Source organism: Parasutterella muris (assembly GCF_009767915.1).
Taxonomy (GTDB): domain Bacteria; phylum Pseudomonadota; class Gammaproteobacteria; order Burkholderiales; family Burkholderiaceae_F; genus Parasutterella; species Parasutterella muris.
Window position 1 is genome coordinate 1 of the sequence record NZ_WSRP01000004.1, and the last position, 21,755, is coordinate 21,755.

The following is a 21,755-nucleotide window of genomic DNA, read 5'->3' on the forward strand; positions in this document are numbered from 1 at the left end:
TTTCATTAGTGTAGATATCTGTTCTTCAACTTTCATTGTTGACTCCCTAAGTAGTCAACTTTTTTCAGGACAAGACAGTCTGCAAACTTATAGTTTCTGTTTTTGTACATCGAAAAACCTTGGGAGTTTTGAAGCATGTCAGAAAAAATAACCAAGGTCTGTTCCCCTTCGGGATGCCATTTCTGGAAAGTGTTAATAGCACAAGATTGAATTTGTTCGATAATCTTTGACTCTTTTCCCTTCTCCTGAGAAGAAGTGAGACCAGTCATGATTGACGCTAAAGGCGCCCTAAAATTATTGATAAACCGTTTCTTGAGCAGTTTTTCGTTCTCTGTCAAAGGATCTGCATCGCTTCCATCGCGGATTTTGCATCTTTCAAATACAGGCTTTCTTGTAATTTCTCCTGTACTGGAAAGCGTATAGATGGATATCAAGGTCCCCGGTTCTACTTCCCTCACCATATTTTCAATAGCAACCATAACAAAATCCTGCTGCAGAGAGCTAAGGGGATCTGTTTCGTCCAGCAATATTGTCAAAGTTGCCGACGGAGTAGGTTCACCATTAACAATCGGACAAAATGTCGTTTTATCCAATTCTGCTTTCTTGTTGCCGAAATACATCCAGGCCGCACCGCCAATTGCTCCCAGTATGAGGACAAGAAGAACAGAAATTAGAATGAGATCCTTAGCTTGAGAGCCTTTTTTCTTTTTGCGTAATGCCATTCCTAGGCCCCCTCATAATCTACCGAATTACCCGCATAGATATTTGAGGAGATATCCTGCTTTACACTTTCCACATCAGCGTACAAATTCGATATGCTGGGGTTGTTAAGACCTATTTCCACTTTGGTCTGATTGAAAACTTCGATAATCTCCCTTGCAACATCAGGTTGGTTTTGACGCAGTTCTTGAAGTTTCTTTTCAACTTCTTCAGCCTTTGCAATTCCGACTTTAATAATATTTTCAATGTCACCATCCCAACCATTCCCCGTAATTACAGGAGGAAGCGGTTGTTCAAAAATCGAATAATCGTCAAAATATGCAGGAGTCGGAGTCGTTCGAGACAGTTGATTTTCCTTCCTGTAGATACCCAGAGCTGCCTGACAGGAAGCTGATGAGTTTTTATAACATGTTTGATAACGAAGCAAAAGCTGTTCACGTTCCTGAGTTGTATTCATAATCACGGCGTGCTCAGCCTGCGCATCGGATACAGATACATTAAGCCCATCCAAAGACTTTTGATATATCCCCTCGAGTTGTTTATTGGTCTCCTCGTAAAACTCTGTCCATTCATCACAGGCTTCTCTATATCTCTCCTCTTCCTGAGCGTAGCCGGGATATGGGTCGATGAAACAGAATCCGTCTATTGCCGCTAAAGATCCCATTACGAAAGTCAGTGCCAAAAGCAGATAACTGATCATGTCACCTAACTTGATAGGATTCTGTAGAAAAGTTTGTAGTCCGATCAAGCTGGCATTTTCTTCCGTTACTTGCAAGGCATCTCGATAATGACCAACAAATAACCCGAAGAGGATTAAAAAACCAATCAGAAAGATTAAAGAACAAAAGCCAAATAGCTTCTGGGACATCTTGATATGCACTATTCTTGTTATCATGGCCTTAGCAACCATGAAGCAGACAGTCGCATTAAGCGCCGCAAACAAAATTGCGTACATCATGCCGCCCACAAGGCCGCTTTCTAAATTCTTAGAGAATAAAGACGCATTGGCAACCGATTCAACGACAACGAGAAGAACCAAGAACAAGATTTTTATAAACTTTTGAAGTACAGTATTCAGCGAAGCCGGTCTATTCAAGCCATTCTCAGATCGGAAATTGTAGTAATGCCTAGTTGCTTTCTCGACATCGTCCCGGGCCTTGTGAATTTCTACCTGTAGTTTGGCAGCCTCTGATTTAAGTTCACTTCTAAACTGAGTCGGAAGAACTTGAACTTTCGAATAGAAGTCATTAAATAAACTCAAAGCTTCTTGAAGCCTGCCGTTATAAGCGGACAAGATGTTCGTCGTATATTGTTGGTAGCGTGTAACAATTTGCTGATACTCTTGGAAAAGCGTCTGCTCCGTTCCGCCAGGTACCTTTGCGTCGCTTGGCGGCAAATTCTTCTTTCCCTCTTCGCGGGCGTAATCATGAAGTTTAAGTTTTCTGACTATTTCCTCTGTTGGAATAGGAGCCAACATATTTGAATCAACCACAATCTTTCGGTTTGATTTAGAGCCGGTTAACGTAATCGACGCATCTGTCTTACTGAATAAACCCACTTTATTTTCCTTGGCGATTTGCTCTTTTACCTTTTGGGTAGAACCAACAAACTCCTTGACCGACTATTAGGCAAAAGGGACTTTTGTAAATATATTTAATAACAGATTGTAACGTTATTTATCCTCTGCCTCTTAGAAACTAGTATTTATCCTCATTTAGTTAGACAGTGTTATATGCGGATATCTGTAATTTTTATTGGCTATCACAAACTAAAAATTTCGATTTAGCTTTGTTTTAAATTCTTTTGTTAACAAAAATTTGTTTTGAGCTGAGCTTCAGATTTTGGCTAAAAATTCCGTCTAACATTAAAATTCTTGGCATTTAATTCAATAAGGTTAAGTAATGCGCTTGGCAAAATTATTGGTCACTTCCGCTCTTTCCCTCGGATTATTTTCCGCTGCGGCTTATGCTCAGGATGCCGTGCCGCTTTTCGGAGACAGTACGCCTGAAATTATTAATCCGGCCCGCTCGGTTAATCAGCTCATTTCCCGCGGTAAATATAAGGATGCGCTCGAGCTGGCCGATAAGGAACTCGCAACCAACCCCCAGAACCTGAATCTTCGCTTCCTGCGCGGCGTTATCTTCGCTGATACGAACAGAACAGAGGAAGCAAAAACGGTATTCGAGCAGCTCACGCGTGAGTACCCCGAAGTCGCCGAACCCTACAACAACCTTGCCGTGATTTATGCGGGCGAAGGAAACCTCGGCTATGCGCAGAAACTTCTTGAAAGAGCGATCCAGAACAGCGCGATGAACGCTACAACATACCAAAACCTTGGCGATATCTATCAGGCTAAGGCGCTTCAGATGTTTGAGAAATCCTCAAGACTGAATCCGAAAAATGCCACTCTGAAAAAGAAAATAAAGGCACTCAAAGAGATAGACGAATAAGCCTTTGCCTGCTATGGGTGCAATGAATTACCAGAGAGTCAATACCGACTCAGAATTTTTGATTTGGACAAAAGAAATATGAACGCAACAAAAAAAATCGTCGCAGCCGTCCTGCTGAGTGCAGCCTCTGCTGCGTCCTTTGCCGCTCCGATGGTTGAAATCAACACCACGGAAGGAAAAATTGTCGTTGACCTCAACAGCAAAGCGGCTCCGGTCACGGTCGATAATTTCCTGAAATACGCCAATTCCGGTTTTTACAACGGAACCATCTTCCACAGAGTCATCAATAACTTCATGATTCAGGGCGGCGGCTTTACCAAAGACATGAACCAGAAGAAAACCGGCGCCCCGATCAAACTCGAAGACAAGAACGGTCTTAAAAACACCGTCGGCTCTATCGCGATGGCAAGAACCAATGACCCGAACTCCGCGACAAGTCAGTTCTTCATCAATCTGAAGGACAACGACTTTTTAAACGGCGACTCTTCTAAGGACGGCTATGCAGTTTTCGGAAAAGTTGTTCAGGGCATGGACGTAGTCCGCAAAATCGGCCGCACGCCGACCACCACCCGCGGATTCTATGATGACGTTCCTTCCAGACCCGTTATTATCGAAAGCGTTAAAGTTCTTAAGTAATTATTTATAAGGAAAAAGAAATGATTCGTTTAGAAACAAATTTCGGCAACATCGACATCGAACTCGATTACAAGAATGCACCGGTCACTGCGGAAAACTTCGAGCAGTACGTCAAAGACGGTCACTATGACGGTCTGATTTTCCACCGCGTCATCCCCGGCTTCATGATCCAGGGCGGCGGCTTCAAGCCCGGCATGGATGAAGTCCCGACACGTGATCCGATCCGAAACGAAGCCAACAACGGTCTTTCCAACGAGAAGTACACCATCTCCATGGCCCGTACAATGGATCCGCACTCCGCTTCCGCTCAGTTCTTCATCAACGTCGCTGACAACAAGTTCCTTGACTTCAAGAGCGAAACCATGAACGGCTGGGGCTACGCCGTATTCGGCAAAGTTGTCGCCGGTTTTGACGCAGTCGATAAAATCGCTGCTGTCCGTACCGGCCGCGTCGGCTACTACGACGATGTTCCCAACGAAGACGTCATTATCAAAAAAGCTGAGGTTATCTAAGTGGCATTAAGCGCAGCGGCACCTTCGGAAATTTGTGTTTCCAAGATTCCTGTTCTTCTGAACCCGGTGTTTATCGCGGACCTTCATCTCTCGAACGACAAACCGGCGACTAAGGAAGCTTTTCTAAAGTTTCTTAAAACGGACGCCGCTCGCTTCAGCGAGCTTGTCATTCTCGGAGATCTCTTTGAGTTCTGGGCCGGAGATGATATGGCTGAGCAGTATGTCGACGTGATCAGCGCGCTGAAGCAGTACTTCAGCGACGGACATCGAATTTATCTCATGCACGGCAACCGCGATTTTCTGCTCGGCGCGGATTTCGCCGCTTCGATCGGCGCGCAGATTCTCTGCGACCCGATCGCGGTTCAGATCGGTCGGGAAAAAGTCCTCTTGTCTCACGGCGATGCCTGGTGCACGCTTGATCATGATTACCAGCAGTTCCGAAGCACGCTGCGCGATCCGGCGATACAGAAGCAAATCCTCAAGGAAGAGCTGAAGTATCGCGTCGAACTGGCCAACGGACTTCGCTCACAAAGCAAAGCTGATAACCAAAAGAAAGACGCCGCATATATGGATGTGGTCGTTTCCGAAGTCGCGAAGTCACTTCGCTCCGCAGGATGCAAAGTCGTCATCCACGGCCATACGCATAAGCCCGCTCACCATACGCATGTGAACGAGGACTCGCGTTTTGACCGCTGGGTACTTCCCGATTGGGACTTCGAGAACGGCAATCAGCGCGGCGGCTATCTGAGCTTTGAAAACAACTACATTCATTTCGGACACCTGAGCTGAAATGCTGATCGATTCACACTCTCACATTGACAGCGACTGCTTTGCGGACATGCTGCCCGAGCTCTTTGAGCGCATGAAGAAAGCGGATGTCGCTGGAACTCTGATCGCGGGCTGTTCGCTTCACGAATATGAACGCGGTCTGAAATTCACGCAGGAGCATCCCAATACTTGGTATGCGGTCGGCGTTCACCCGAGTACGCATGACGATCCTCATGAGGCGTCAATTGAAGAACTCGTCGAATTGTCCAAACCGGAGAAAATCGTCGCGATCGGTGAATGCGGTCTTGATTACTACTACGAAGAAGCGCCGTATGACGATCAGAAGGAGCGCTTTGCGCGGCACGTAGAGGCCGCAAAAATCGCGAAACTGCCCCTGATCATCCACTCAAGAGACGCGAAAGAAGACACGATGGATATTCTTCGTTCGCACGGCGCCGATCAATGCGGCTTTGTACTTCACTGCTTCACCGGTGACAAAGAAATGGCGCGGGCGGCGCTTGACCTTGGCGGATATATCTCTTTCTCCGGCATTGTCACCTTTAAGAACGCCGCTCAAATCCAGGATGTCGCCTCCTGGGTACCGGAGGATCGCTTCCTTGTGGAAACCGATTGTCCGTATCTTGCTCCGATCCCGTATCGCGGCAAACAAAATGAACCTTCCTACGTCAGACTGGTCGCCGAGAAGGTCGCCTCACTCAGAGGTGTTTCACTTGACGAGGTCGCTGACGCCTCGACGAGAAACTTTTTTAAGGTTTTCAGCAGAGCTAAATTATGATTTTGAAGCATTTTTCTGCGGCAGCTGCCGCCCTTTTATTCAGCGTGTCGGCTTATGCCGGCAGCTATGATGAAGCGATAACAGCAGCCGTCACCAACGACGCAGACGCACTTGCGCCCCTTTTAGAAAAAGGCCTGGATCCCAACACGGCAACGACCGGCGGAACAGGTGAGCCGCTGCTTATGCTTGCGATTCGCAACCATTCCGGAAAAGTGGTCGATCTGCTTTTGAAGCAAAAAAATCTGAAGATTGATCAGGGCAACGCGCTGAATGAAACGCCGCTTATGATCGCTGTCTTCTTAAAAGACAACCCGCTCGCCAAGAAGCTGATCGCCAGAGGCGCGAACGTCAATAATCCGCGTCATTGGTCTCCGCTTCACTATGCCGCCTCTGCCGGCAATAAAGATATGGTCGCCTATCTGATCAGCAAGGGCGCGGACGTTAACGCGCGCACCCTGCGCGGCATCACACCGCTCTACATGGCAGCGCGCGAAGCCGACGCTAAAACCGTCCAAATGCTTCTTCAGGCCGGCGCCCGCAAGGATTTCTGCACCAATGACGAACTCGCGCCGTACGACATCGCTAAACAGCGCCGTAATTCGGAAGAAGTGCTGAAACTGCTCGAATACGATCACTGCCGTTAAAAACCAACTTTTTTACGGAGCCCGCATGCGGGCTCGTTTCTTATGAACGATATCCTCGAACTTCTCGCGCCGTGTAAAACCGCGGACATCGGTATTGAAGCCCTCAAACACGGAGCTGACGCCGTCTATATCGGCGGCCCGCTTTTCAGCGCGAGAGCCAACGCCGGCAACAGCATCTCGGAAATTGAACGGCTGTGCGCTTTCGCACACCGCTTTAACGGCCGCGTCTATATGGCGCTGAACACTATTTTCAGCGACAGGGAGCTCGAAGAAGCGGCCCGGCTTGCGCATGAGGCATACGACGCAGGCGTTGACGCCCTGATTGTTCAGGATATGGGTCTGCTCATGTGTGATCTTCCGCCGATTCAGCTGCATGCGTCCACTCAGTGCGATATTCGTACGGTGGAAAAAGCGCAGTTTCTCGAATCTGTCGGCTTCTCTCAGATCGTGCCGGCGCGGGAGCTCACACTTGAAGAAATCCAAGAGATGTCACAGGCGCTCACCCATGCGAGGATCGAATTCTTTATTCACGGCGCGCTCTGCGTCAGCTACAGCGGCCAATGCTACGCCAGCCAGGCCTTTAAAGGCAGAAGCGCCAACCGAGGCGACTGCGCGCAGATCTGCAGACTCCCCTTTGATGTACAGGAAGAGAACGGAGAGACGCTGTGCCGCTCCAGACACGTTCTTTCCCTGAAAGACAACAATCAGTCAGGCAACCTCGAAGCGCTGATCAGAGCGGGCGTCAGAAGCTTCAAGATCGAAGGACGCTACAAAGATCTCTCCTACGTTAAAAACACTACCGCTTTCTATCGCAGAGAAATCGACCGTTTTATCGAAACGCATCCGGAATTTGAACAGGAAAGCGACGGCCGCGTAACCTTAAATTTCGAGCCGTCACTCGAGAGCGCTTTTAATCGAGGCGCGACCGACTACTTTACAAACGGCAGAAGCGACAGGATGAGTGCCGCGGATACACCGAAAAACTCCGGTTCTGTGATTGGTTCGGTGAAATCCGTATCCAGAAACTCATTTACTGTAAAAACCAAAGAAGAACTTCATAACGGAGACGGTTTAACCTTCTTCAGCGACACGGGCGAACTTTCCGGTTTCCTGATTAATCGAGCCGAATTTGTCGACGAAGGCCTCTGGGAGGTATTTACGCGCGAACCCTGCGTCTCCATTCCGGGATTAAAACCCGGTCTCAAACTCATGCGCAATAAGGACGCGCAGTGGGTCAAAAAGATGAATGCAGAAACCGCGCTTCGCAAAATCCCGATCCGTATTGAAGCCAAGATGGATGACAGGGGACTAACGCTTTGCGCTGAAGACGGTCAGCACCATCGGGCTGAAATCCGAAGTGACGCGGATCTTGCGGACGCAAAAAACGAAGAACGGGCCAAGGAGCAGCTGCTCAGCTCTTTAAAGAAACTCGGAAACTCCGACTTTACTGCCTCTGATGTTTCGCTTCAGTGCGAAGCGGTGAAGTTCCTCCCCGCCTCCGCCATGAATCAGCTCAGACGAGATTTAATTGAAAAGCTGGAAAAGGAACGCCTTGCCAAGCGTCCGATCCTTCAGAAGGCTTCTGAAAACAGCGCCCAATATCCGATTCAGGAACTCGACTATCACGCCAATGTGATGAACAGCAAAGCACGTGTGTTTTACGAGAAACACGGCGCGCATGTGAATCAGGAAGCTTTTGAAAAAGGACTCGGCGACACGGAGGCAGAAGTTATGCGCTGCCGCTACTGCATACGGCACGAAATGAATATCTGTCCGAAGCAGGCCAAAGCCAGAGGCGAGAAGATTAAGCCGACACCTCTTGTTCTAAAAAGCGGAAAAATTAAGATGACCGCCTACTTTGACTGCAAGCGCTGTGAGATGTCGCTCAGAGCGCATGTCAGCGAATAAACATCGAACCGAAACTCATAGATTCCCGATTGCGGGCATCCGATATCGCGTCGAGGATTTGAGCGGCTCGGGGGGACTCTCGTCCGATCAGTTCAAGAAGCGTGCTCCAATACCGCACTGCGGTACGGTAATCACCTAATGTGTAAGCCGCGCTTCCGCCAATCTCAAGAATATGCGTGTCTTCAGGCGCAATCGTGAGCGCTCGTTCAATTTCTTTCATTGCATTGCCGCGTTGCATCGGGTCATGCGTGTCAAGCATCAGAAGTGCTCTCTGAAGAATGTGACCGGGCTCAGACGCAACGCCTCGGGGAGAATATTCAAAGGCCTTGTTCATCGCTTCCAGCGCCTTGCTCGGCTCTTGTCGGGAAGCATGATAGTTCGATAAGGACACCCAGGCGCGGACGTCCTTAGGAGATTCTTTAAGATATTTTTGAACCGTTTTGGCGTACGACGCGTCATATTGTTCTGTCTGCTGCGCGTTCGGTGTTCCGCAGTAGTTATTTAGCGACGGATTGGCAAATAGAAAATAGAGGCTCAGCGCAAGAATCGGAAGCAGCAAAAGAATTGCTTTTGATGCGCAGTCGGACCATATCGGAGCGGTTACCGAGAGAGCATCATCTGTAGCGTTTTCTTCAAGCGCTCTGCGTTCAACCTCACGCACAGCGCTTTCAAACTGCATCTGAGTAATGCGGCCGCAAGCGAGATCGGCGTTAAGTTCGTTTAGTTCGTCGCGATAGACGATTCGGTTCAGCGTAAGCGCGTCGGAAGCTGAGTCGCTGCGGCGCTTTGCCGAAGATTTAAAGCCGCGCCAGACGGCGGCTTCCAAAATAAGTAAAAGACCGACAGCCGCTCCGTAAAACAAAATTTGGGACATGTTGTCGGTCATAGATTTCTCCTGAGCACTGTCCCGCTCGGGCGGGACAATGCTGTGGGTTAATGCAGAAGCTTACTTGGCGGCTGCGGGAGCTGTTTTAGCAGCGACCGCGTCGCGAAGAAGTTTCGTTGCCTGCTGAGAAGCCTGAACAGACTTAGCTAAAGAAGCTTTCGCCTGAGGCATATTGTGGAACCAAGCGCCATTGGCGGCAGTCCACCATTCCCAGTTGGTGTGCGCAACAGAGTGCAGATCCTGAGCCTGTTTGATGACATCGGGGCTGACGCCGGCGTCTTTAGCCTGACGGAACGCGATGAACATCTGATTCATCGAACCTTCGGCTTCGCGCAGTTTGCCCATGTAATGAGCGTTCATGGAGTCAAGCACGCGGTTCATCTGAGCTTCGCTCTTATCTTTGTGGCACTGCAGGCAGGTTTCCTGGATATACGCTCTTGGAGTCGTTGCCCAGTGAGATGTATAGGCGTTTCCGTTCGCATCTTTGACCTTCGGCATATGGCAGGCAGCGCAGCCGATACCGAGTTTGTCATGCTTGGAATTCCAGAAGATTTCAGCATCCGGATGCTGCATCTTTGTCAGAAGCGCGCCGGTCTGATTGTGCTTGAAGTCCTTGAAAGAAGCGTGTTTGTAGAAATCATCGATCTTCGTGACGTCAACCAGCGGGAAGAGATTCGTACGCGGATCGTCCATCTTAATGGGCTTGCCGGTCGCGGGATCTGTACCCGGGTTGCAGTTGTATTCAACGTGGCACTGAGCGCACATCAGTTTGCTGTCAGACTTTCCGAGGATAGCAATCTTGCGGGTAAAGCCGCGCAGACCCATATCCTTCACTTCGATCGGTGTCTTGTTAGCCGATTCCGAATACAGAGTCGGATAGTCGGTGCGTGTCATCGCCTGGATCAAAGCGTCTCGAACAACACGCGGTTTAGCGCTGTGCGGATCATGACACATATTGCAGTTCACAGAGTGATTGATGTTGTGTACCAGATCGACCGGATTGGAAGCTCTGCTCCACTTGGCTCCGGCTTTAGGATCACCAAGGTAGGCCCAGTCCATCATGACGTCAGTCGATTTACAGGTCCAGCAGACGGGATTGGCGGCTGCGGCTGTACCGGGCTTATGCGGCTTCTGAGCGTTGCCTTCGACGGTGTCGTTCAGCTTTTCCCATACGCCGAAGAATCCGCCTTCGTCACCGCTGAAGAGCCAGCCTTCTTTGGGCTCAAAACGTCCGCCGAAAGCGCGGTCGCAAATGAACTGGTCGACGGCGGCAAACGCATGAGATCTCGGCAGATCATGCTCCTTCACAAAGCCGTGCGCTCCGAGCGCTTCGTCAAAGAAGGGGTTCGGCGCGATGTTGCCGTAATTCTTCTTGGAGTCACGTGCAGTGCGGTGATAATTAACTTTGTACATCGAATCGAACTGGTTCTGATGACAGGTGCCACACTGCTGCGGATTCATCGAAACGGTCGGATGCTGTTTCTGATTCTTCAGATGTTCGGCAGTACCATCATGGCAAGTTGTGCAGGCCAGCTGTTCATGTTTGGATCCGCTGTGCATTGCGCCGATATTGGCATGACATGCTGTACAGTTAGCATCTGCTGCCGGAGCCGCGTATGCGCTGCCAAAGAAACCGAGCAGTGAAAGGGCGGCCGCAAGGGGTAGAAATTGTAGTTTTCTCATAGTTAGGCCTTAGGATGTATGCAACAAAAGGGGCTACTGCAGGTTTAAGTTTCTCGTAAGAATTAAATATTGAAAAGAGGAATACCCACAAATAACCGACGGGTACCTCCTTAGTAATAGATGTATATCCTCCTATTTGTCTGATCATTACGTCTCTTAAAAAATTTTTCTATGCTGTTCGTCTTGAAGGTCATCTACAGATCGCTATTCAAAGAAAATGACAAATGAACAAACTTCACTCTCCTGCCGGCTTCCATCTCTGAAGCCCAAACAAATCAATCTCCGTCCGAAGTCGGCAAAACTTTTGCGGTTTCGTTGGCGAGAAAAATGAAAAAATTGCCATTTGCTGAAAATAATTTGATAGTTAATCCTATTTGGGCATGACTCCTCAGCATTTATCCTGCAACCGTCCTAGAATCGAGTTGCTATTAATTCATCGGTGAACTTGAAATGATTAAAACAAAACTTTTTATTGCCTCTGTGCTGGCTTGTGCTGCATTTGCGGTATCCGCTCAGAATATCGCAACTGTTAACGGCAAACCGATTCCAAAGAGCCTGCAGGATCAGTGGATCGCTCAGCTCATTGCTAACGGCGGTAAAGACACTCCTGAGGCACGCAAGCAGATCACGGAAAACCTAGTCGCAAACGCGCTGGTAGAACAGGAAGCGGATAAACGCGGCATCACCAAAGATCCGAAAGTTCAGTTCGCGCTTGACTATGCTCGCTTCCGTATTCTTCAGGAAGCGGTTCTGCGTGATGAACTTGCAAAGCATCCGGTCACAGACAAAGAAGTTAAAGACCGTTATGACCAGGAAAAAGCCGCTTTAGGCAGCCAGGAATTCGACGTAAGCCATATTCTTGTCAAAGACGAGAAGACCGCGAAAATGATTGAGGACAAACTTGCTAAAGGCGGCGACTTTGCTGCTCTTGCCAAAGAGTACTCAATTGACCCGGGCGCTAAGGACAACGGCGGCGAGCTTGGCTGGAACCGTCCTGCCGTGTTTGTCTCTTCCTTTGCCAACGCGGTTAAAGGCATGAAGAAAGGCGAAGTCAGCAAGCAGCCCGTTCAGAGCGAATTCGGCTGGCACATTATCAAAGTCAATGACATTCGCAACGCTTCCTTCCCCAACTTTGACAGCGTCAAAAATCAAATAAAGGAAGGTCTTGAATTAAAGAAGCAGCAGGAATATCTGCAGTCCCTCATGAAGAACAATAAGGTTGTTTACGAATAATTTTCGTTAACGCTTTAATTTGTCCGACAGGCCCGGTTTTCCGGGCCTTTTTCATTTTGCGCCGGGAGGTATTTCTTTTGTATCAAGAACGCTTTTGTCCGAAAATCTTGCGGAAGCAGAATTGAATCGAAGGCGAAATAATTATTGAACACGCCTATGAGCAAGAAGAGGTTTATCTATTTGAATATTAACTACATATTTTCAAAAGATATCTTTTTATTCTAACACACCCCTCCCTATTTGTAAATAAATGAAAATATTTGTTTAGGATATTCACCCAATATCTTTTTTATTTTTCCTTTTGGATGTAATAAAAAAATCCAAGTTTCCCGTTCTCGAATTCCCTGATTTTTGAGTATTCTTGTCGGTTCCAATCGTTTATCCCCTAAACTCAAGTGTTTTCCCTAGCGTGTTTACGCTAATATCCCCACCCAAGTGCGCTTTGTAGACTGGGGGTGTACTCAGTAAAAGGGACGATTTATTCGTAGGACCTCCTATTATTGACCTGACATTTCAGCTTTTTCGCTCGTGTCTTCTCACATAAAAATAACCGTCTCCTTAAACGGTACGTTCACCTAAAACCTAAGGGGAAAATAAGATGACACATCCATTGCCTTATCTTGAGCAGCGAAAGCTAGTCAAGCGGTGGTCGGGTCCCATCGCTCCCATCGCTAACCTCATCTTCACTCTCATCATATTTGCCATCACCTGGTGGATCTTCCAGGATCCGCGGGGCGTGATGCGTTTTTACACACCGTACGTGGGTTATAACTACTGCCGCTGGTGGCTGATCATCCTGATTTGGATGGCCTACATTTTTGACTTCTGGCCCTTCAAGCGCAATTGGCTCGAAAAAGCTCATCCGCTTCAGAAAGGTCTGGTGCTGTCCTTCATCTCGGTCGCCATCATGATCATGATGATTCACGGCTTCTTCCAAGCCGTACTCGGCAACACCGCGTTTGCGTACTTCAATCCTCAGCAGCTTCTTAAGCTCAAAGGCTTGACAGAGTTCTATGCGACGGAATACGCCGCTCAGGCCTGCATGATGTTCGCCGTGATCGCCTCCTGGATCTCCCCGGCTTGGGTCGTCGCCCTTGAAGGACGTCCCTGGCAGAACCTTCAGCAGCCGGCAAGAGGCTTCTCCATTTGGCTCGGCACATTCTGCCTGAGCTTCGTCATTTACTTCATGACGATGCACAACCACATGGGCATCCTTTACTATCCGTGGCAGTACTTCACTTCTATCGCGCCTCCGTACTGGGAAGAATTTGCTCAGACCGTGTCCGCAAACTTCCACGTCGCCTGGATTATGTGCTGTACCGTCGTCGTTTGGTTCATGGAAGGCATCTGGGAACGCTATCCCTTCACAATGATCAAGACTCCTTGGCTGCGCAGACTGGCCCTTTTCTTCGGCATCATCGCCATCTCCTGGGCTCTGTGCTTCTTCTTCTGGTACATGCAGGAGCTGACCTGGGGCGAAGCAATTCGCGGTCACAGACGCGACGCAGCTCCCGACTGGCGCTGGCTGCACGTTGGCGAAACAGCGATCTTCTTCCTCGTTCCGGCGCTCTTCCTGCAGTTCTACTGCGGCAACTGGCCTCGTAAATTCAGCACCCCCGTCAACGTTCTGATTCGCTCCACGATCGTTCTGCTCGGCGGTATCGCGATTTACTGCCTGTACTACAAGTACGGTCATTTCTTCCTCGGAACACAGAAGGGCTTCTCTCACCCGCAGCAGTTCCCGATGATTCCGATGATTTGGCTCATCGACATCTGGCTCATCAACTGGTGGTTCATGGACGGTTGGCCGGGATGGAAGTTAACCATGCGCACAGCTGAAGAAGTGAAGCTGCTTGAAAAAGAAGTTGAAGAACGCGCTGTCTGGAGAGGCGACATGATCCCCGGTCTCGTATGCGGCATCGCCTGCGGTATCGCGTTCTACTTCGCAGTGGTCTGGGTACTGCCGATCTGCAGCAAGATCTTCACATTGGTCGATTAAATAAGAAAGGAACACATTATGAAACGACGTAACTTTATCCAGGGCTTAGCGCTCGGAGCAGGCGTTGGCACAGTCGGTGCCATGGGCGCATACTCCTACTCTCCGGCTCGTACCGCGTTCCTTCCCGATGTGAATCGCGGCACTGCAGACATCGGCGTATGCAAGTCTGTCAAAATCACCAATATTTCCGAAACCAGCTGGTTCGACAACAGTATCTTCATGCAGGACGTAACCGCTTCAGGCGGCCTGCTGGTGGACCAGTACACGTACAACTGGCCGCCGTTCGGCAACGGCAAAGGTCCGGGCAAAGGCACCTATGAAGAAGGCATGAAAAACATCGCTCCGTATCTGCCCAAAGATCTGGACAAAGCATGGGAAATCACTCGTGAACTGAGCGAACACGCGGACAATGCAGGCGGTTATTCCTGCCTCGTTGAAATTGAAGCGCTTGATGGTACAAAGACAAAGTATCTCTTTGACTGCGGCTGGAACTATCAGTGGATGGACCAGTGCTTCAAGCGCGAGGGCATTGACAAGATGCTCGCCAACAACGAGATCGCAGCCTTCATTTCCACGCACGAACACATGGACCATTACTTCGGATTCCCTGTTGTAGCTAAATACGGCCCCAACATCCCGGTCTATCGCCCGTCAACTTTCTATCCTTCCGGCAAGCACTACATGGCCAACTGCGGTCACGTCGGCAAGGTTACAGACGTTCCGAAGGGACTCCATAAGATCCAGGAAGGTGTCGCGCTTTATCAGTTCGAATGCCCGATTATCTTCAAGGTGTACGGCGAACTCTCGATGTACTGCAACGTGAAGGATGTCGGCCTGGTATCCATCACCGGATGCTGCCATCAGGGCATCATCCTCTTTGCGGACACGGCCTACAAAGAAATTGCCTATGAAAAAGACAAGTTCTACGGCCTCTACGGCGGTCTGCACATCTCGCCGTTCGATGACTGGGATCCGAAGTATGACGACCTTGTTATCGGTCTGAAGAAGTGGGAACTCGAGAAAGTCGGCTGCAACCACTGTACCGGCCTCATCACCGCCCAGAAGTTCGTGGACGCCGGCTATCCGGTTGTGCAGGGCACGGCTCGGTTCCGCTCCAAGACCACTAACTACTTAGGCAACGGAGACACCCTCGTCTTCCCGAGCTGATTGACTTAAACACCCGCCCCGCAGAGGGCGGGGAAAGAAAATAATATGCTGTTAGACTGCTTAATTCCAAGAGATCTTTCCCCTGCGTCGCAAAACGAAGGTTCGACGCTTCTTCACAACCTCTTCATGCAGATTCACCTTGAACGCAGAGTTGCAAGAAGTCTGGGATGGCGAGGTTTTTTACCTTCAAACGCCGGGAAGTTTTCCTGGACCATGAGGCTGGCAAACAGCGATCTTGTCTACGGTATTGTCTTCGACGGAGAAGAGTATGACGATGAGGCGATCGCATCCACATGCTCCTTATACGCCTTCCCTGTTGAAGACACTACCCTTTCATATCTGACCGAAGATATGAAAGCGCTTTACGAAAACGACGCCCATATTCCAAAGATTCGGGAACTTTCCAAATATGTCGAAGAATTCGAAGATTTCCGAGTCGGAACACTCAGCCTGATTTTCAGGCGTGACAAAGAAGGGTTTAATCTTTCCATGCGGACCGCAAAACGCAACCCGCGCTTTACCGAACGACCCATGCGTCCCGCACGCATGCTGTCAGCGCTTTTTGCCGCTCTGTACCATTCTTTTGCAGAAGTCTTCAAGACAGAAGGCCGGCTGCATGTCTTAAAGAGCCGAGCGGCACCGGATAGAAATAATTATTTCATCGAAGCCGAATTCGGGCTTTCCGTCTTTGAAGACGAAGAAGAGGATACCGGCTCAGACTTCATTTCTCTAAAAGCTCCTCCTCTGTCCTATCGGCCCGATGAGATTGATTTAGCCGAACAGCCTTTAATCCATATCCTTTGCGGATTTCTCGGTTCCGGCAAAACCACATTTCTTCAGAACTGGCTGAATTTTCTGCATACCCGTGAACGCTTTACCGGCGTGATTCAAAATGAATTCGGCGACATCGATCTGGACACCGCGCTGATCGGAGACGAAACCTGTGTAGAAGCACTCAATGACGGCTGCGTCTGCTGCTCTCTGTCGGACAGTCTTCGTCCCGGCATCCTACGCTTAATCGAAAGCACACCCGCAGATCAAATGATTCTTGAAACCACAGGACTTGCTAATCCTGATAACGTGGTGCACTCACTTGAAGAACTCTCCGACATTTGCAAGATTGGTCTCGTCGTCTCCGTCGCGGACGCTCCAAACCTGATTTCTCATCCGGAATACCTCGGCGATAAACTGAGAAAAGCCCAGATCGAACGAGCCGACGTGCTCGTAATCAGCAAAGCGGATTTGGTTTGTGACGATAGTCTTGAAGGCCTTGTTCACAGCCTTCGGGCAATGAATAAAAAAGCGCTCACCGTGATTTCCGCCAACGGAAACGCCAACTTCGCCGCGCTCGATCATTTCTTCAATCTCTGGATTGACAAAAAATACGGTCTCTTTACTTCGAGAAAACATAATCCCGGCGAAGACACCATGCTTCTCAGCAACGCGGGCTTTGCGATGAAACCAGGCGCGAGCGTCTATGAAACTTGTTCCGTCATGCTCGGCGAACCCGTGGAATTAGATCAAATAGAAACCATCATTCGGCAGTCCGGACGAAAGATTTTCCGAGCCAAAGGAATTGTTGACGTCCGCGAAAAAGGATGCTGCGAGGTTCAGTATACGGACGGGATGCTGACGGTAAGCGAAGCTCGAGAAGATTTACTCGCATGTGACCGCTGGCTTACTATTATTGGAAAAGGACTTAAGCCTCAGGCCGGTTCTACCGCGATAAGGAAACAAAAATGTCTCTGATCTATGCCGGCGGCTGGGTCATGATCCCGCTGCTTCTCATCTCTGTTATTGTGCTCGCGCTCATTATTGACCGCTCTCTGACACTGATCTGGAATCCGATGCCGGATAAGACTCAGCGCGAAAAAATCTCCGAAGCGGTTCGCTCTGGAAACAACGCTCAGGCCGCTGAAATCCTCCGCGAAACCGATTGGCTTAAATCCTACGCAAACGCGCTCCAAAGCGAAAAGAAAGCCGCTCTTTACGAAGGATACCTAACGGAAGCCGTCACCGATATAGCCGCGTTTTTAGAAAGGCGCTGCGCCCTTCTTGCCACATTAGGACGCGTCTCTCCGCTTCTCGGTCTGCTTGGCACGATCATCGGCATGATCCAGACTTTCGCAGTGGTCGCTCAGTCAAGAAGCGGCATCGACATGGAACTGCTCGCTGACGGAATTTGGCAGGCGCTCATCACGACCGCGACAGGCCTCATCATCGCTATTCTCGCAATTCTCTGCTACCGAGTCTTCTTATCGATCGAAGCTGAACGCTTGGATTTCTTCAATCGACTCTCCAACACAGCGATCCTTCTTAAGGAATCACAGGACTGAAGACGACAAGGAGGACTCTATGCTTCGAGTTAAACCGCAAGCGGACCAGGACGGTACAACAGATCTCACCTCTTTGATCGATGTTGTCTTCATTCTATTAATTTTCTTTATTCTCGCGGCTAGCTTCGCGGTCCATTCTATTGACTTTGATTTACCGGCAGCCCGCACTTCCAAAGCGCTTTCCGGACGCGTCGTTGAAATCAGACTCAACCGGGACGGAACATTTCTCTGTGACGGCGTTCCCACGAAAAAAGAAGAACTTGATGAACGGCTCGCCTCAATTATTATGCAGTTCAAAGCCAGACCCGGTCAGATCGTTCTGATGGCTGATCCAAAAGCGCCTGCGGGCGAGATGATTTATCTTGTGGACACAGTGCGTCAGCACGGCGGAGAAAAACTGCATGTTGCCACAGCTCCGAGGGCAGAAAAATGAATGAAACGGCAAGCGACACTCTGAAGATCGGTATCGCCTGCGCGATCGCCGTACATTGTTTCGGCCTCATATTTTTTCCTTCTCCCAAATATGAGACCGAAGATGTGCCGCTGAACGTCATTGTCAAACTGGAAACCTCTACAGCCGCTGCTTCCCCAAGCGGCGAATCCATCGGAATGGAATCACTCTCCGAAAACAATCTGACGGAAAAGAAAATTGCAGATAAGAAGCGTGAGATTTACCTACAGTACCTAGAGGACGTTTCACTCTGCATACATGCGAGACGATTTCTCATGCCGGATTCGGCAAGGCTTATCGGTATCGCACTCTACAAAATTCAGGTCGACGCCAACGGCGTATTTACACATACCTCGCTCTATAAGAGTTCCGGCTCATCTAAACTTGACGAGGCCGCGCTCTACGCGGTCAAGGCCTGCAGCGGACTCGTCAAAAGACCGCACTCCACGGGCGTAGAACCCATGAATATTTATCAGGAAGTGCGTTATCAGTACAAGCTTAAGTAATAAAGGCAGAGCGCCTGTGCACCCTGCCTCTTTATAGAGTTCCGAATTAGAACTTCGGGAATACGCCTTGTTCTTTCGGCGTCAATGTCTTTAAAACCTCAAGCGCTTCGGACTGCTTCGGTCCCATGATCGTGATATTGGATAGACGCTTTCCGTTTCCTGCGACATAGGCTGTGCTCTTCATACGAGCATTGCGGGTGGTGTAAGCCATTTGGTAGGCATCCTGACCAGGAAGCTGGATCGGATTCATCGTGAATCTCATTCCTTGTTTTTTCAAATTGTCTGCCATTACCTGAATCGCTTCTTTAGGCTTCATGTCGGATTTCATGATATTGAAGAGAATTCCGACGCCGGCTTTTTTACTTGCGAGCAGATAAGTTTCGACACCGGGCTGAGCCATATTGGCGGGAAGCTTCTGACTTGCCCAATCGCCGCTGAGCTCAACCGTGAAAGAAGGAGTGGTCAGCTGAGCGGCAAATGCGGCGGGCATATACAAAGAAGCAGCGACAGCGGCTGCTCCGATGGCTTGGATTAATTTTCTCCTGAGCATTTTTCTTCTCTTTGCAAAAAATAAGAATATTAAAACCGGGAGAGCTTTTAGTAAAGCTGTCCCGGTTCTTTAATTGCCTGTTTTTATTAACGGGCTAAGATGGAGTCGAGTGTGATCTTGACGTCCTCATCGCCGACTTTGATCGGCTGACCGCTGCTGCCTTCAAAGTTTCCGTTCGCAGGCATTGTCTGATTCGCTTTGCCTAAACGTGCGGTCACCATAACAGTTTCATGCTGATCGAGCGTACCGCCGCCCATGTCCATCGGCGGGACCATTGTATTGTCCAGCGTGAAGTGAACCGGGAAGCTCAGAACTTTGATCTTCAGCTGAGCGATCGGCATTCTGCCGCCGCTTGCGGGACGGGCTGTCACGTACAGGGTGTCCAGATCGCCCATCTTTTCATGCAGCGCTTCAGAAATTTCAACCACGCCGGAAATGTGATGTGTCGGTTTAGCCGCATCCTGCTTTTCGGGAACCGGGCTCTGACTCAGCGGTGCCGCTCCGCTCTTGGTCATCTGGCTCATCAGAGGAATGTGGTTTTCCATGTCTTCAGAAGCTGCGCCGAGACCCAGTGTGTTTTTAACCGGTCCGACAATATTGCCCAGATGGCGCGCTTCCTGAATGCTTGCGATCACACCGTCGCGACGTCCATCATTGGACGGCATGTTGTTCAGCAGGAACTCCCAATACATTACGGCTTTTCTGTAGTCGCCGTGGTTGAAGTAATCGGAACCGGCCATCATCAGAGCTTTCCAATTGGTCGGATCCTTCTTAAGGACCGCGTTGATCAGCTCCCAGGGACGGCCGCTCAGATCCTGACCCTGAACCATAGCGATCGCGTCTGCAAGGTCAGTCATCACGACAGGGTTTCCGGGAGCGATCTGATTGGCGCGCTCAAACGCACTGGCAGCCTCTCCGTAGTTCTTCATCGTGAGCATGCTGCGGCCGAGCATCATCCAGCCGTTGAGATCACCGGGATTTTCTCTGAGATGCGCCTTCAGTTTCTCAAGCGCAGAATTCATGTCATGCATTTCACCGGGCTGACGAATCATCTGACCGGTGGTGTAGTCCGCGACTCCTTCGTTGCGGCCTCCGTCAAGACGGAAATCGCCGATATGCTGCGTAGCCGCCCAGAGACTTGCGGCAAAAAGCGGAATCAAAAGGAAGAGTCCAATCGCCGTATATGTGCCGATCTTGGAATTTCCACTCTCAGCGAGCTGTTCCGGAACCGACTCTTCCAAAACACGACGCTCAAGCTCGGAGCGGCTCTCATCAAATTCATGCTGAGAAATCGCGCCGCGCGCTCTCTCATCTTCAAGCTCTTTGAACTGATCGCGATAGATGGACAGATTAACCTGCGGCAGCTCATCGGCATCCTTGTTCCGCTTGTTGTTCACAATCAGCGGAATCGCAATAATCAAAAGAAGGACCAGAGTCATACCGGCCGCAGAAAGAATAAAGGTCAGCATTAATGGTCTCCTTTTTGATTGATTTGACCTTTAAGCAAGGCCTCTGCCCGCTTGCGCTGCTCTTCAGTCAGCGGAACTGCTTTCTGTTTTTTGCGCTTTGCCAAAGTCCAGAATAATGCGGCAAGCGCCAGAACAAAGAAAAGCGCCGGTCCGACCCACAGAAGCAGAGTGCTGAGCTTAAAGGGCGGGTTGTAAAGAACGAAATCTCCGTATCGATCAACCATGAAGTCAATAATCTGCTGATTGCTTTTGCCTTCAGCAATTTGTTTGACGACTTGTTTCTTTAAATCCATAGCCAGTTCAGCGTTGCTGTCCGCAATAGACTGGTTCTGACAGACCAGACAGCGCAGCTGCGAGGAGATTTCCGCAACACGCTTATTGGCGACCGGATCCAAAATTGTCGGTTTGACATCAGGAGCGGGCGTGCTCTGCTGGGCAAAGACGCAGGAAGCTGCGCTCACGACCAGCATCAGGGCAAGTAAAAACTTTCTAATCATTCTGCTTTAAGCTCCTTGATGAGAGGATGAATGGTCTTATCCCAGGCTTGCTGAGTGATCGGACCGATCTGTTTGTAGCGAATCACGCCTTTCTTATCGATCACGAAAGTCTCAGGCACGCCGTACACGCCGAACTCAATGCCGACTTCGCCGGTCGGATCCTTAATAGAAAAGTCATAGGGATCTCCGCCCTGACGAAGGAATCTCAAACCGTCAGCATCTTTGTCTTTGTAATCCAGACCAATGATCGGCACGATCTTCTGTCCGTCTTTTCCGATTTTGACCATGATGGGATGTTCCTGACGGCAGGATCCGCACCAGGAGGACCAAACGTTCATAAGCCAAACCTTGCCCAGCATGTCCTGCTTGGTGACCTTCTTAGAAGGATCGTCCAATCTCGGCAGAGAAAATTCAGGTGCGGGTTTGCCGATCAGCGGAGAGGGAACTTCTCTCGGATCATGCTGAAGACCGACCATAAGGAAGCCGGCAAGCGCCAGAAAAATAACCAGCGGAATAATGTATTTCATTTTCATAATTCAATCCT

Annotated in this window: 22 protein-coding genes; 14 read left to right on the forward strand and 8 right to left on the reverse strand. The window is 49.5% G+C overall.

What is annotated here, in order from left to right; genetic code table 11:
* Nucleotides 1-32 precede the first annotated feature (32 nt).
* The gene (locus tag E5987_RS01735) at nt 33-722 is read right to left on the reverse strand and encodes a hypothetical protein (protein WP_160334364.1); all 690 of its coding nucleotides are present in this window, start codon (nt 720-722) and stop codon (nt 33-35) included.
* A 2-nt stretch (nt 723-724) separates the two neighbouring features.
* Nucleotides 725-2,278, reverse strand: a complete 1,554-nt coding sequence (locus tag E5987_RS01740; protein ID WP_160334365.1) for a hypothetical protein — start codon at nt 2,276-2,278, stop codon at nt 725-727.
* 343 nt (nt 2,279-2,621) lie between these two features.
* Here E5987_RS01740 and E5987_RS01745 point away from each other — a divergent pair, with 343 nt between their 5' ends.
* The 7 genes from E5987_RS01745 to E5987_RS01775 all read left to right on the forward strand — a co-directional run bounded on the left by E5987_RS01745 (nt 2,622) and on the right by E5987_RS01775 (nt 8,434).
* Complete coding sequence (locus E5987_RS01745; RefSeq protein WP_160334366.1) at nt 2,622-3,170, forward strand: tetratricopeptide repeat protein; 549 nt, start codon at nt 2,622-2,624, stop codon at nt 3,168-3,170.
* A gap of 78 nt (nt 3,171-3,248) precedes the next feature.
* Nucleotides 3,249-3,806 carry a peptidylprolyl isomerase gene (locus tag E5987_RS01750; RefSeq protein WP_160334367.1) on the forward strand — a complete coding sequence of 186 codons (558 nt, stop codon included), beginning with the start codon at nt 3,249-3,251 and terminating at the stop codon, nt 3,804-3,806.
* 20 nt (nt 3,807-3,826) lie between these two features.
* Nucleotides 3,827-4,318 carry a peptidylprolyl isomerase gene (locus E5987_RS01755; protein ID WP_160334368.1) on the forward strand — a complete coding sequence of 164 codons (492 nt, stop codon included), beginning with the start codon at nt 3,827-3,829 and terminating at the stop codon, nt 4,316-4,318.
* On the forward strand, nt 4,319-5,107 hold the full coding sequence (locus E5987_RS01760; protein ID WP_160334369.1) for a UDP-2,3-diacylglucosamine diphosphatase: 789 nt from the start codon (nt 4,319-4,321) through the stop codon (nt 5,105-5,107).
* 1 nt (nt 5,108) lies between these two features.
* Nucleotides 5,109-5,882, forward strand: coding sequence for a TatD family hydrolase (locus E5987_RS01765; RefSeq protein WP_160334370.1), 774 nt, complete (start codon nt 5,109-5,111; stop codon nt 5,880-5,882).
* A complete protein-coding gene (locus E5987_RS01770; protein ID WP_160334371.1) occupies nt 5,879-6,526 on the forward strand; it encodes an ankyrin repeat domain-containing protein in 648 nt (215 codons plus the stop codon). Before E5987_RS01765 ends, E5987_RS01770 begins: the two co-directional genes overlap by 4 nt.
* 42 nt (nt 6,527-6,568) lie before the next feature.
* Nucleotides 6,569-8,434, forward strand: coding sequence for a peptidase U32 family protein (locus E5987_RS01775; RefSeq protein WP_160334372.1), 1,866 nt, complete (start codon nt 6,569-6,571; stop codon nt 8,432-8,434).
* Here the strand turns inward: E5987_RS01775 and ccmI (E5987_RS01780) are convergent.
* Both ccmI (E5987_RS01780) and E5987_RS01785 read right to left on the reverse strand, forming a co-directional pair.
* A complete protein-coding gene (gene ccmI, locus E5987_RS01780) occupies nt 8,424-9,320 on the reverse strand; it encodes a c-type cytochrome biogenesis protein CcmI (protein WP_160334373.1) in 897 nt (298 codons plus the stop codon). The genes E5987_RS01775 and ccmI (E5987_RS01780) overlap by 11 nt on opposite strands.
* A 60-nt stretch (nt 9,321-9,380) precedes the next feature.
* A complete protein-coding gene (locus E5987_RS01785; protein WP_160334374.1) occupies nt 9,381-11,003 on the reverse strand; it encodes an ammonia-forming cytochrome c nitrite reductase subunit c552 in 1,623 nt (540 codons plus the stop codon).
* 450 nt (nt 11,004-11,453) lie between these two features.
* Here E5987_RS01785 and E5987_RS01790 point away from each other — a divergent pair, with 450 nt between their 5' ends.
* The 7 genes from E5987_RS01790 (at nt 11,454) to E5987_RS01820 (ending at nt 18,695) form a co-directional block, all read left to right on the forward strand.
* Nucleotides 11,454-12,236, forward strand: coding sequence for a peptidylprolyl isomerase (locus tag E5987_RS01790; protein WP_160334375.1), 783 nt, complete (start codon nt 11,454-11,456; stop codon nt 12,234-12,236).
* Between the two features lie 598 nt (nt 12,237-12,834).
* Nucleotides 12,835-14,235, forward strand: coding sequence for a hypothetical protein (locus E5987_RS01795; protein WP_160334376.1), 1,401 nt, complete (start codon nt 12,835-12,837; stop codon nt 14,233-14,235).
* 18 nt (nt 14,236-14,253) lie between these two features.
* Nucleotides 14,254-15,402: an MBL fold metallo-hydrolase gene (locus E5987_RS01800; RefSeq protein ID WP_160334377.1), complete on the forward strand. Its 1,149-nt coding sequence runs from the start codon at nt 14,254-14,256 to the stop codon at nt 15,400-15,402.
* A 45-nt stretch (nt 15,403-15,447) separates the two neighbouring features.
* Nucleotides 15,448-17,151: a CobW family GTP-binding protein gene (locus E5987_RS01805; RefSeq protein ID WP_160334378.1), complete on the forward strand. Its 1,704-nt coding sequence runs from the start codon at nt 15,448-15,450 to the stop codon at nt 17,149-17,151.
* Nucleotides 17,142-17,738: a MotA/TolQ/ExbB proton channel family protein gene (locus E5987_RS01810; protein WP_160334379.1), complete on the forward strand. Its 597-nt coding sequence runs from the start codon at nt 17,142-17,144 to the stop codon at nt 17,736-17,738. Before E5987_RS01805 ends, E5987_RS01810 begins: the two co-directional genes overlap by 10 nt.
* A 19-nt stretch (nt 17,739-17,757) precedes the next feature.
* Complete coding sequence (locus tag E5987_RS01815) at nt 17,758-18,171, forward strand: ExbD/TolR family protein (RefSeq protein ID WP_160334380.1); 414 nt, start codon at nt 17,758-17,760, stop codon at nt 18,169-18,171.
* Nucleotides 18,168-18,695 carry an energy transducer TonB family protein gene (locus tag E5987_RS01820; RefSeq protein WP_160334381.1) on the forward strand — a complete coding sequence of 176 codons (528 nt, stop codon included), beginning with the start codon at nt 18,168-18,170 and terminating at the stop codon, nt 18,693-18,695. Before E5987_RS01815 ends, E5987_RS01820 begins: the two co-directional genes overlap by 4 nt.
* Before the next feature lie 46 nt (nt 18,696-18,741).
* On the opposite strand, the gene E5987_RS01825 is transcribed toward E5987_RS01820, so the two are convergent.
* The 4 genes from E5987_RS01825 to E5987_RS01840 all read right to left on the reverse strand — a co-directional run bounded on the left by E5987_RS01825 (nt 18,742) and on the right by E5987_RS01840 (nt 21,744).
* Complete coding sequence (locus E5987_RS01825) at nt 18,742-19,245, reverse strand: Tat pathway signal protein (RefSeq protein WP_160334382.1); 504 nt, start codon at nt 19,243-19,245, stop codon at nt 18,742-18,744.
* Nucleotides 19,246-19,331: 86 nt separating this feature from the next.
* Nucleotides 19,332-20,714, reverse strand: a complete 1,383-nt coding sequence (gene ccmI, locus E5987_RS01830; protein ID WP_160334383.1) for a c-type cytochrome biogenesis protein CcmI — start codon at nt 20,712-20,714, stop codon at nt 19,332-19,334.
* Nucleotides 20,714-21,211, reverse strand: coding sequence for a cytochrome c-type biogenesis protein (locus E5987_RS01835; RefSeq protein WP_160334384.1), 498 nt, complete (start codon nt 21,209-21,211; stop codon nt 20,714-20,716). The genes ccmI (E5987_RS01830) and E5987_RS01835 overlap by 1 nt, the downstream gene beginning before the upstream one ends.
* The gene (locus E5987_RS01840) at nt 21,208-21,744 is read right to left on the reverse strand and encodes a DsbE family thiol:disulfide interchange protein (protein ID WP_160334385.1); all 537 of its coding nucleotides are present in this window, start codon (nt 21,742-21,744) and stop codon (nt 21,208-21,210) included. The genes E5987_RS01835 and E5987_RS01840 overlap by 4 nt, the downstream gene beginning before the upstream one ends.
* Nucleotides 21,745-21,755 lie beyond the last annotated feature (11 nt).

Bases quoted from the DNA above. Each gene is read 5' to 3' on its own strand.
- E5987_RS01770 (WP_160334371.1), top strand. From the start codon at position 5,879: ATGATTTTGAAGCATTTTTCTGCGGCAGCTGCCGCCCTTTTATTCAGC.
- E5987_RS01825 (WP_160334382.1), bottom strand. From the start codon at position 19,245: ATGCTCAGGAGAAAATTAATCCAAGCCATCGGAGCAGCCGCTGTCGCT.
- E5987_RS01810 (WP_160334379.1), top strand. From the start codon at position 17,142: ATGTCTCTGATCTATGCCGGCGGCTGGGTCATGATCCCGCTGCTTCTC.
- E5987_RS01820 (WP_160334381.1), top strand. From the start codon at position 18,168: ATGAATGAAACGGCAAGCGACACTCTGAAGATCGGTATCGCCTGCGCG.
- E5987_RS01815 (WP_160334380.1), top strand. From the start codon at position 17,758: ATGCTTCGAGTTAAACCGCAAGCGGACCAGGACGGTACAACAGATCTC.
- E5987_RS01765 (WP_160334370.1), top strand. From the start codon at position 5,109: ATGCTGATCGATTCACACTCTCACATTGACAGCGACTGCTTTGCGGAC.
- E5987_RS01835 (WP_160334384.1), bottom strand. From the start codon at position 21,211: ATGATTAGAAAGTTTTTACTTGCCCTGATGCTGGTCGTGAGCGCAGCT.
- E5987_RS01790 (WP_160334375.1), top strand. From the start codon at position 11,454: ATGATTAAAACAAAACTTTTTATTGCCTCTGTGCTGGCTTGTGCTGCA.
- E5987_RS01840 (WP_160334385.1), bottom strand. From the start codon at position 21,744: ATGAAAATGAAATACATTATTCCGCTGGTTATTTTTCTGGCGCTTGCC.
- E5987_RS01775 (WP_160334372.1), top strand. From the start codon at position 6,569: ATGAACGATATCCTCGAACTTCTCGCGCCGTGTAAAACCGCGGACATC.
- E5987_RS01800 (WP_160334377.1), top strand. From the start codon at position 14,254: ATGAAACGACGTAACTTTATCCAGGGCTTAGCGCTCGGAGCAGGCGTT.
- E5987_RS01745 (WP_160334366.1), top strand. From the start codon at position 2,622: ATGCGCTTGGCAAAATTATTGGTCACTTCCGCTCTTTCCCTCGGATTA.
- E5987_RS01735 (WP_160334364.1), bottom strand. From the start codon at position 722: ATGGCATTACGCAAAAAGAAAAAAGGCTCTCAAGCTAAGGATCTCATT.
- ccmI (WP_160334373.1), bottom strand. From the start codon at position 9,320: ATGACCGACAACATGTCCCAAATTTTGTTTTACGGAGCGGCTGTCGGT.
- E5987_RS01750 (WP_160334367.1), top strand. From the start codon at position 3,249: ATGAACGCAACAAAAAAAATCGTCGCAGCCGTCCTGCTGAGTGCAGCC.
- E5987_RS01805 (WP_160334378.1), top strand. From the start codon at position 15,448: ATGCTGTTAGACTGCTTAATTCCAAGAGATCTTTCCCCTGCGTCGCAA.
- E5987_RS01755 (WP_160334368.1), top strand. From the start codon at position 3,827: ATGATTCGTTTAGAAACAAATTTCGGCAACATCGACATCGAACTCGAT.
- E5987_RS01785 (WP_160334374.1), bottom strand. From the start codon at position 11,003: ATGAGAAAACTACAATTTCTACCCCTTGCGGCCGCCCTTTCACTGCTC.
- E5987_RS01795 (WP_160334376.1), top strand. From the start codon at position 12,835: ATGACACATCCATTGCCTTATCTTGAGCAGCGAAAGCTAGTCAAGCGG.
- ccmI (WP_160334383.1), bottom strand. From the start codon at position 20,714: ATGCTGACCTTTATTCTTTCTGCGGCCGGTATGACTCTGGTCCTTCTT.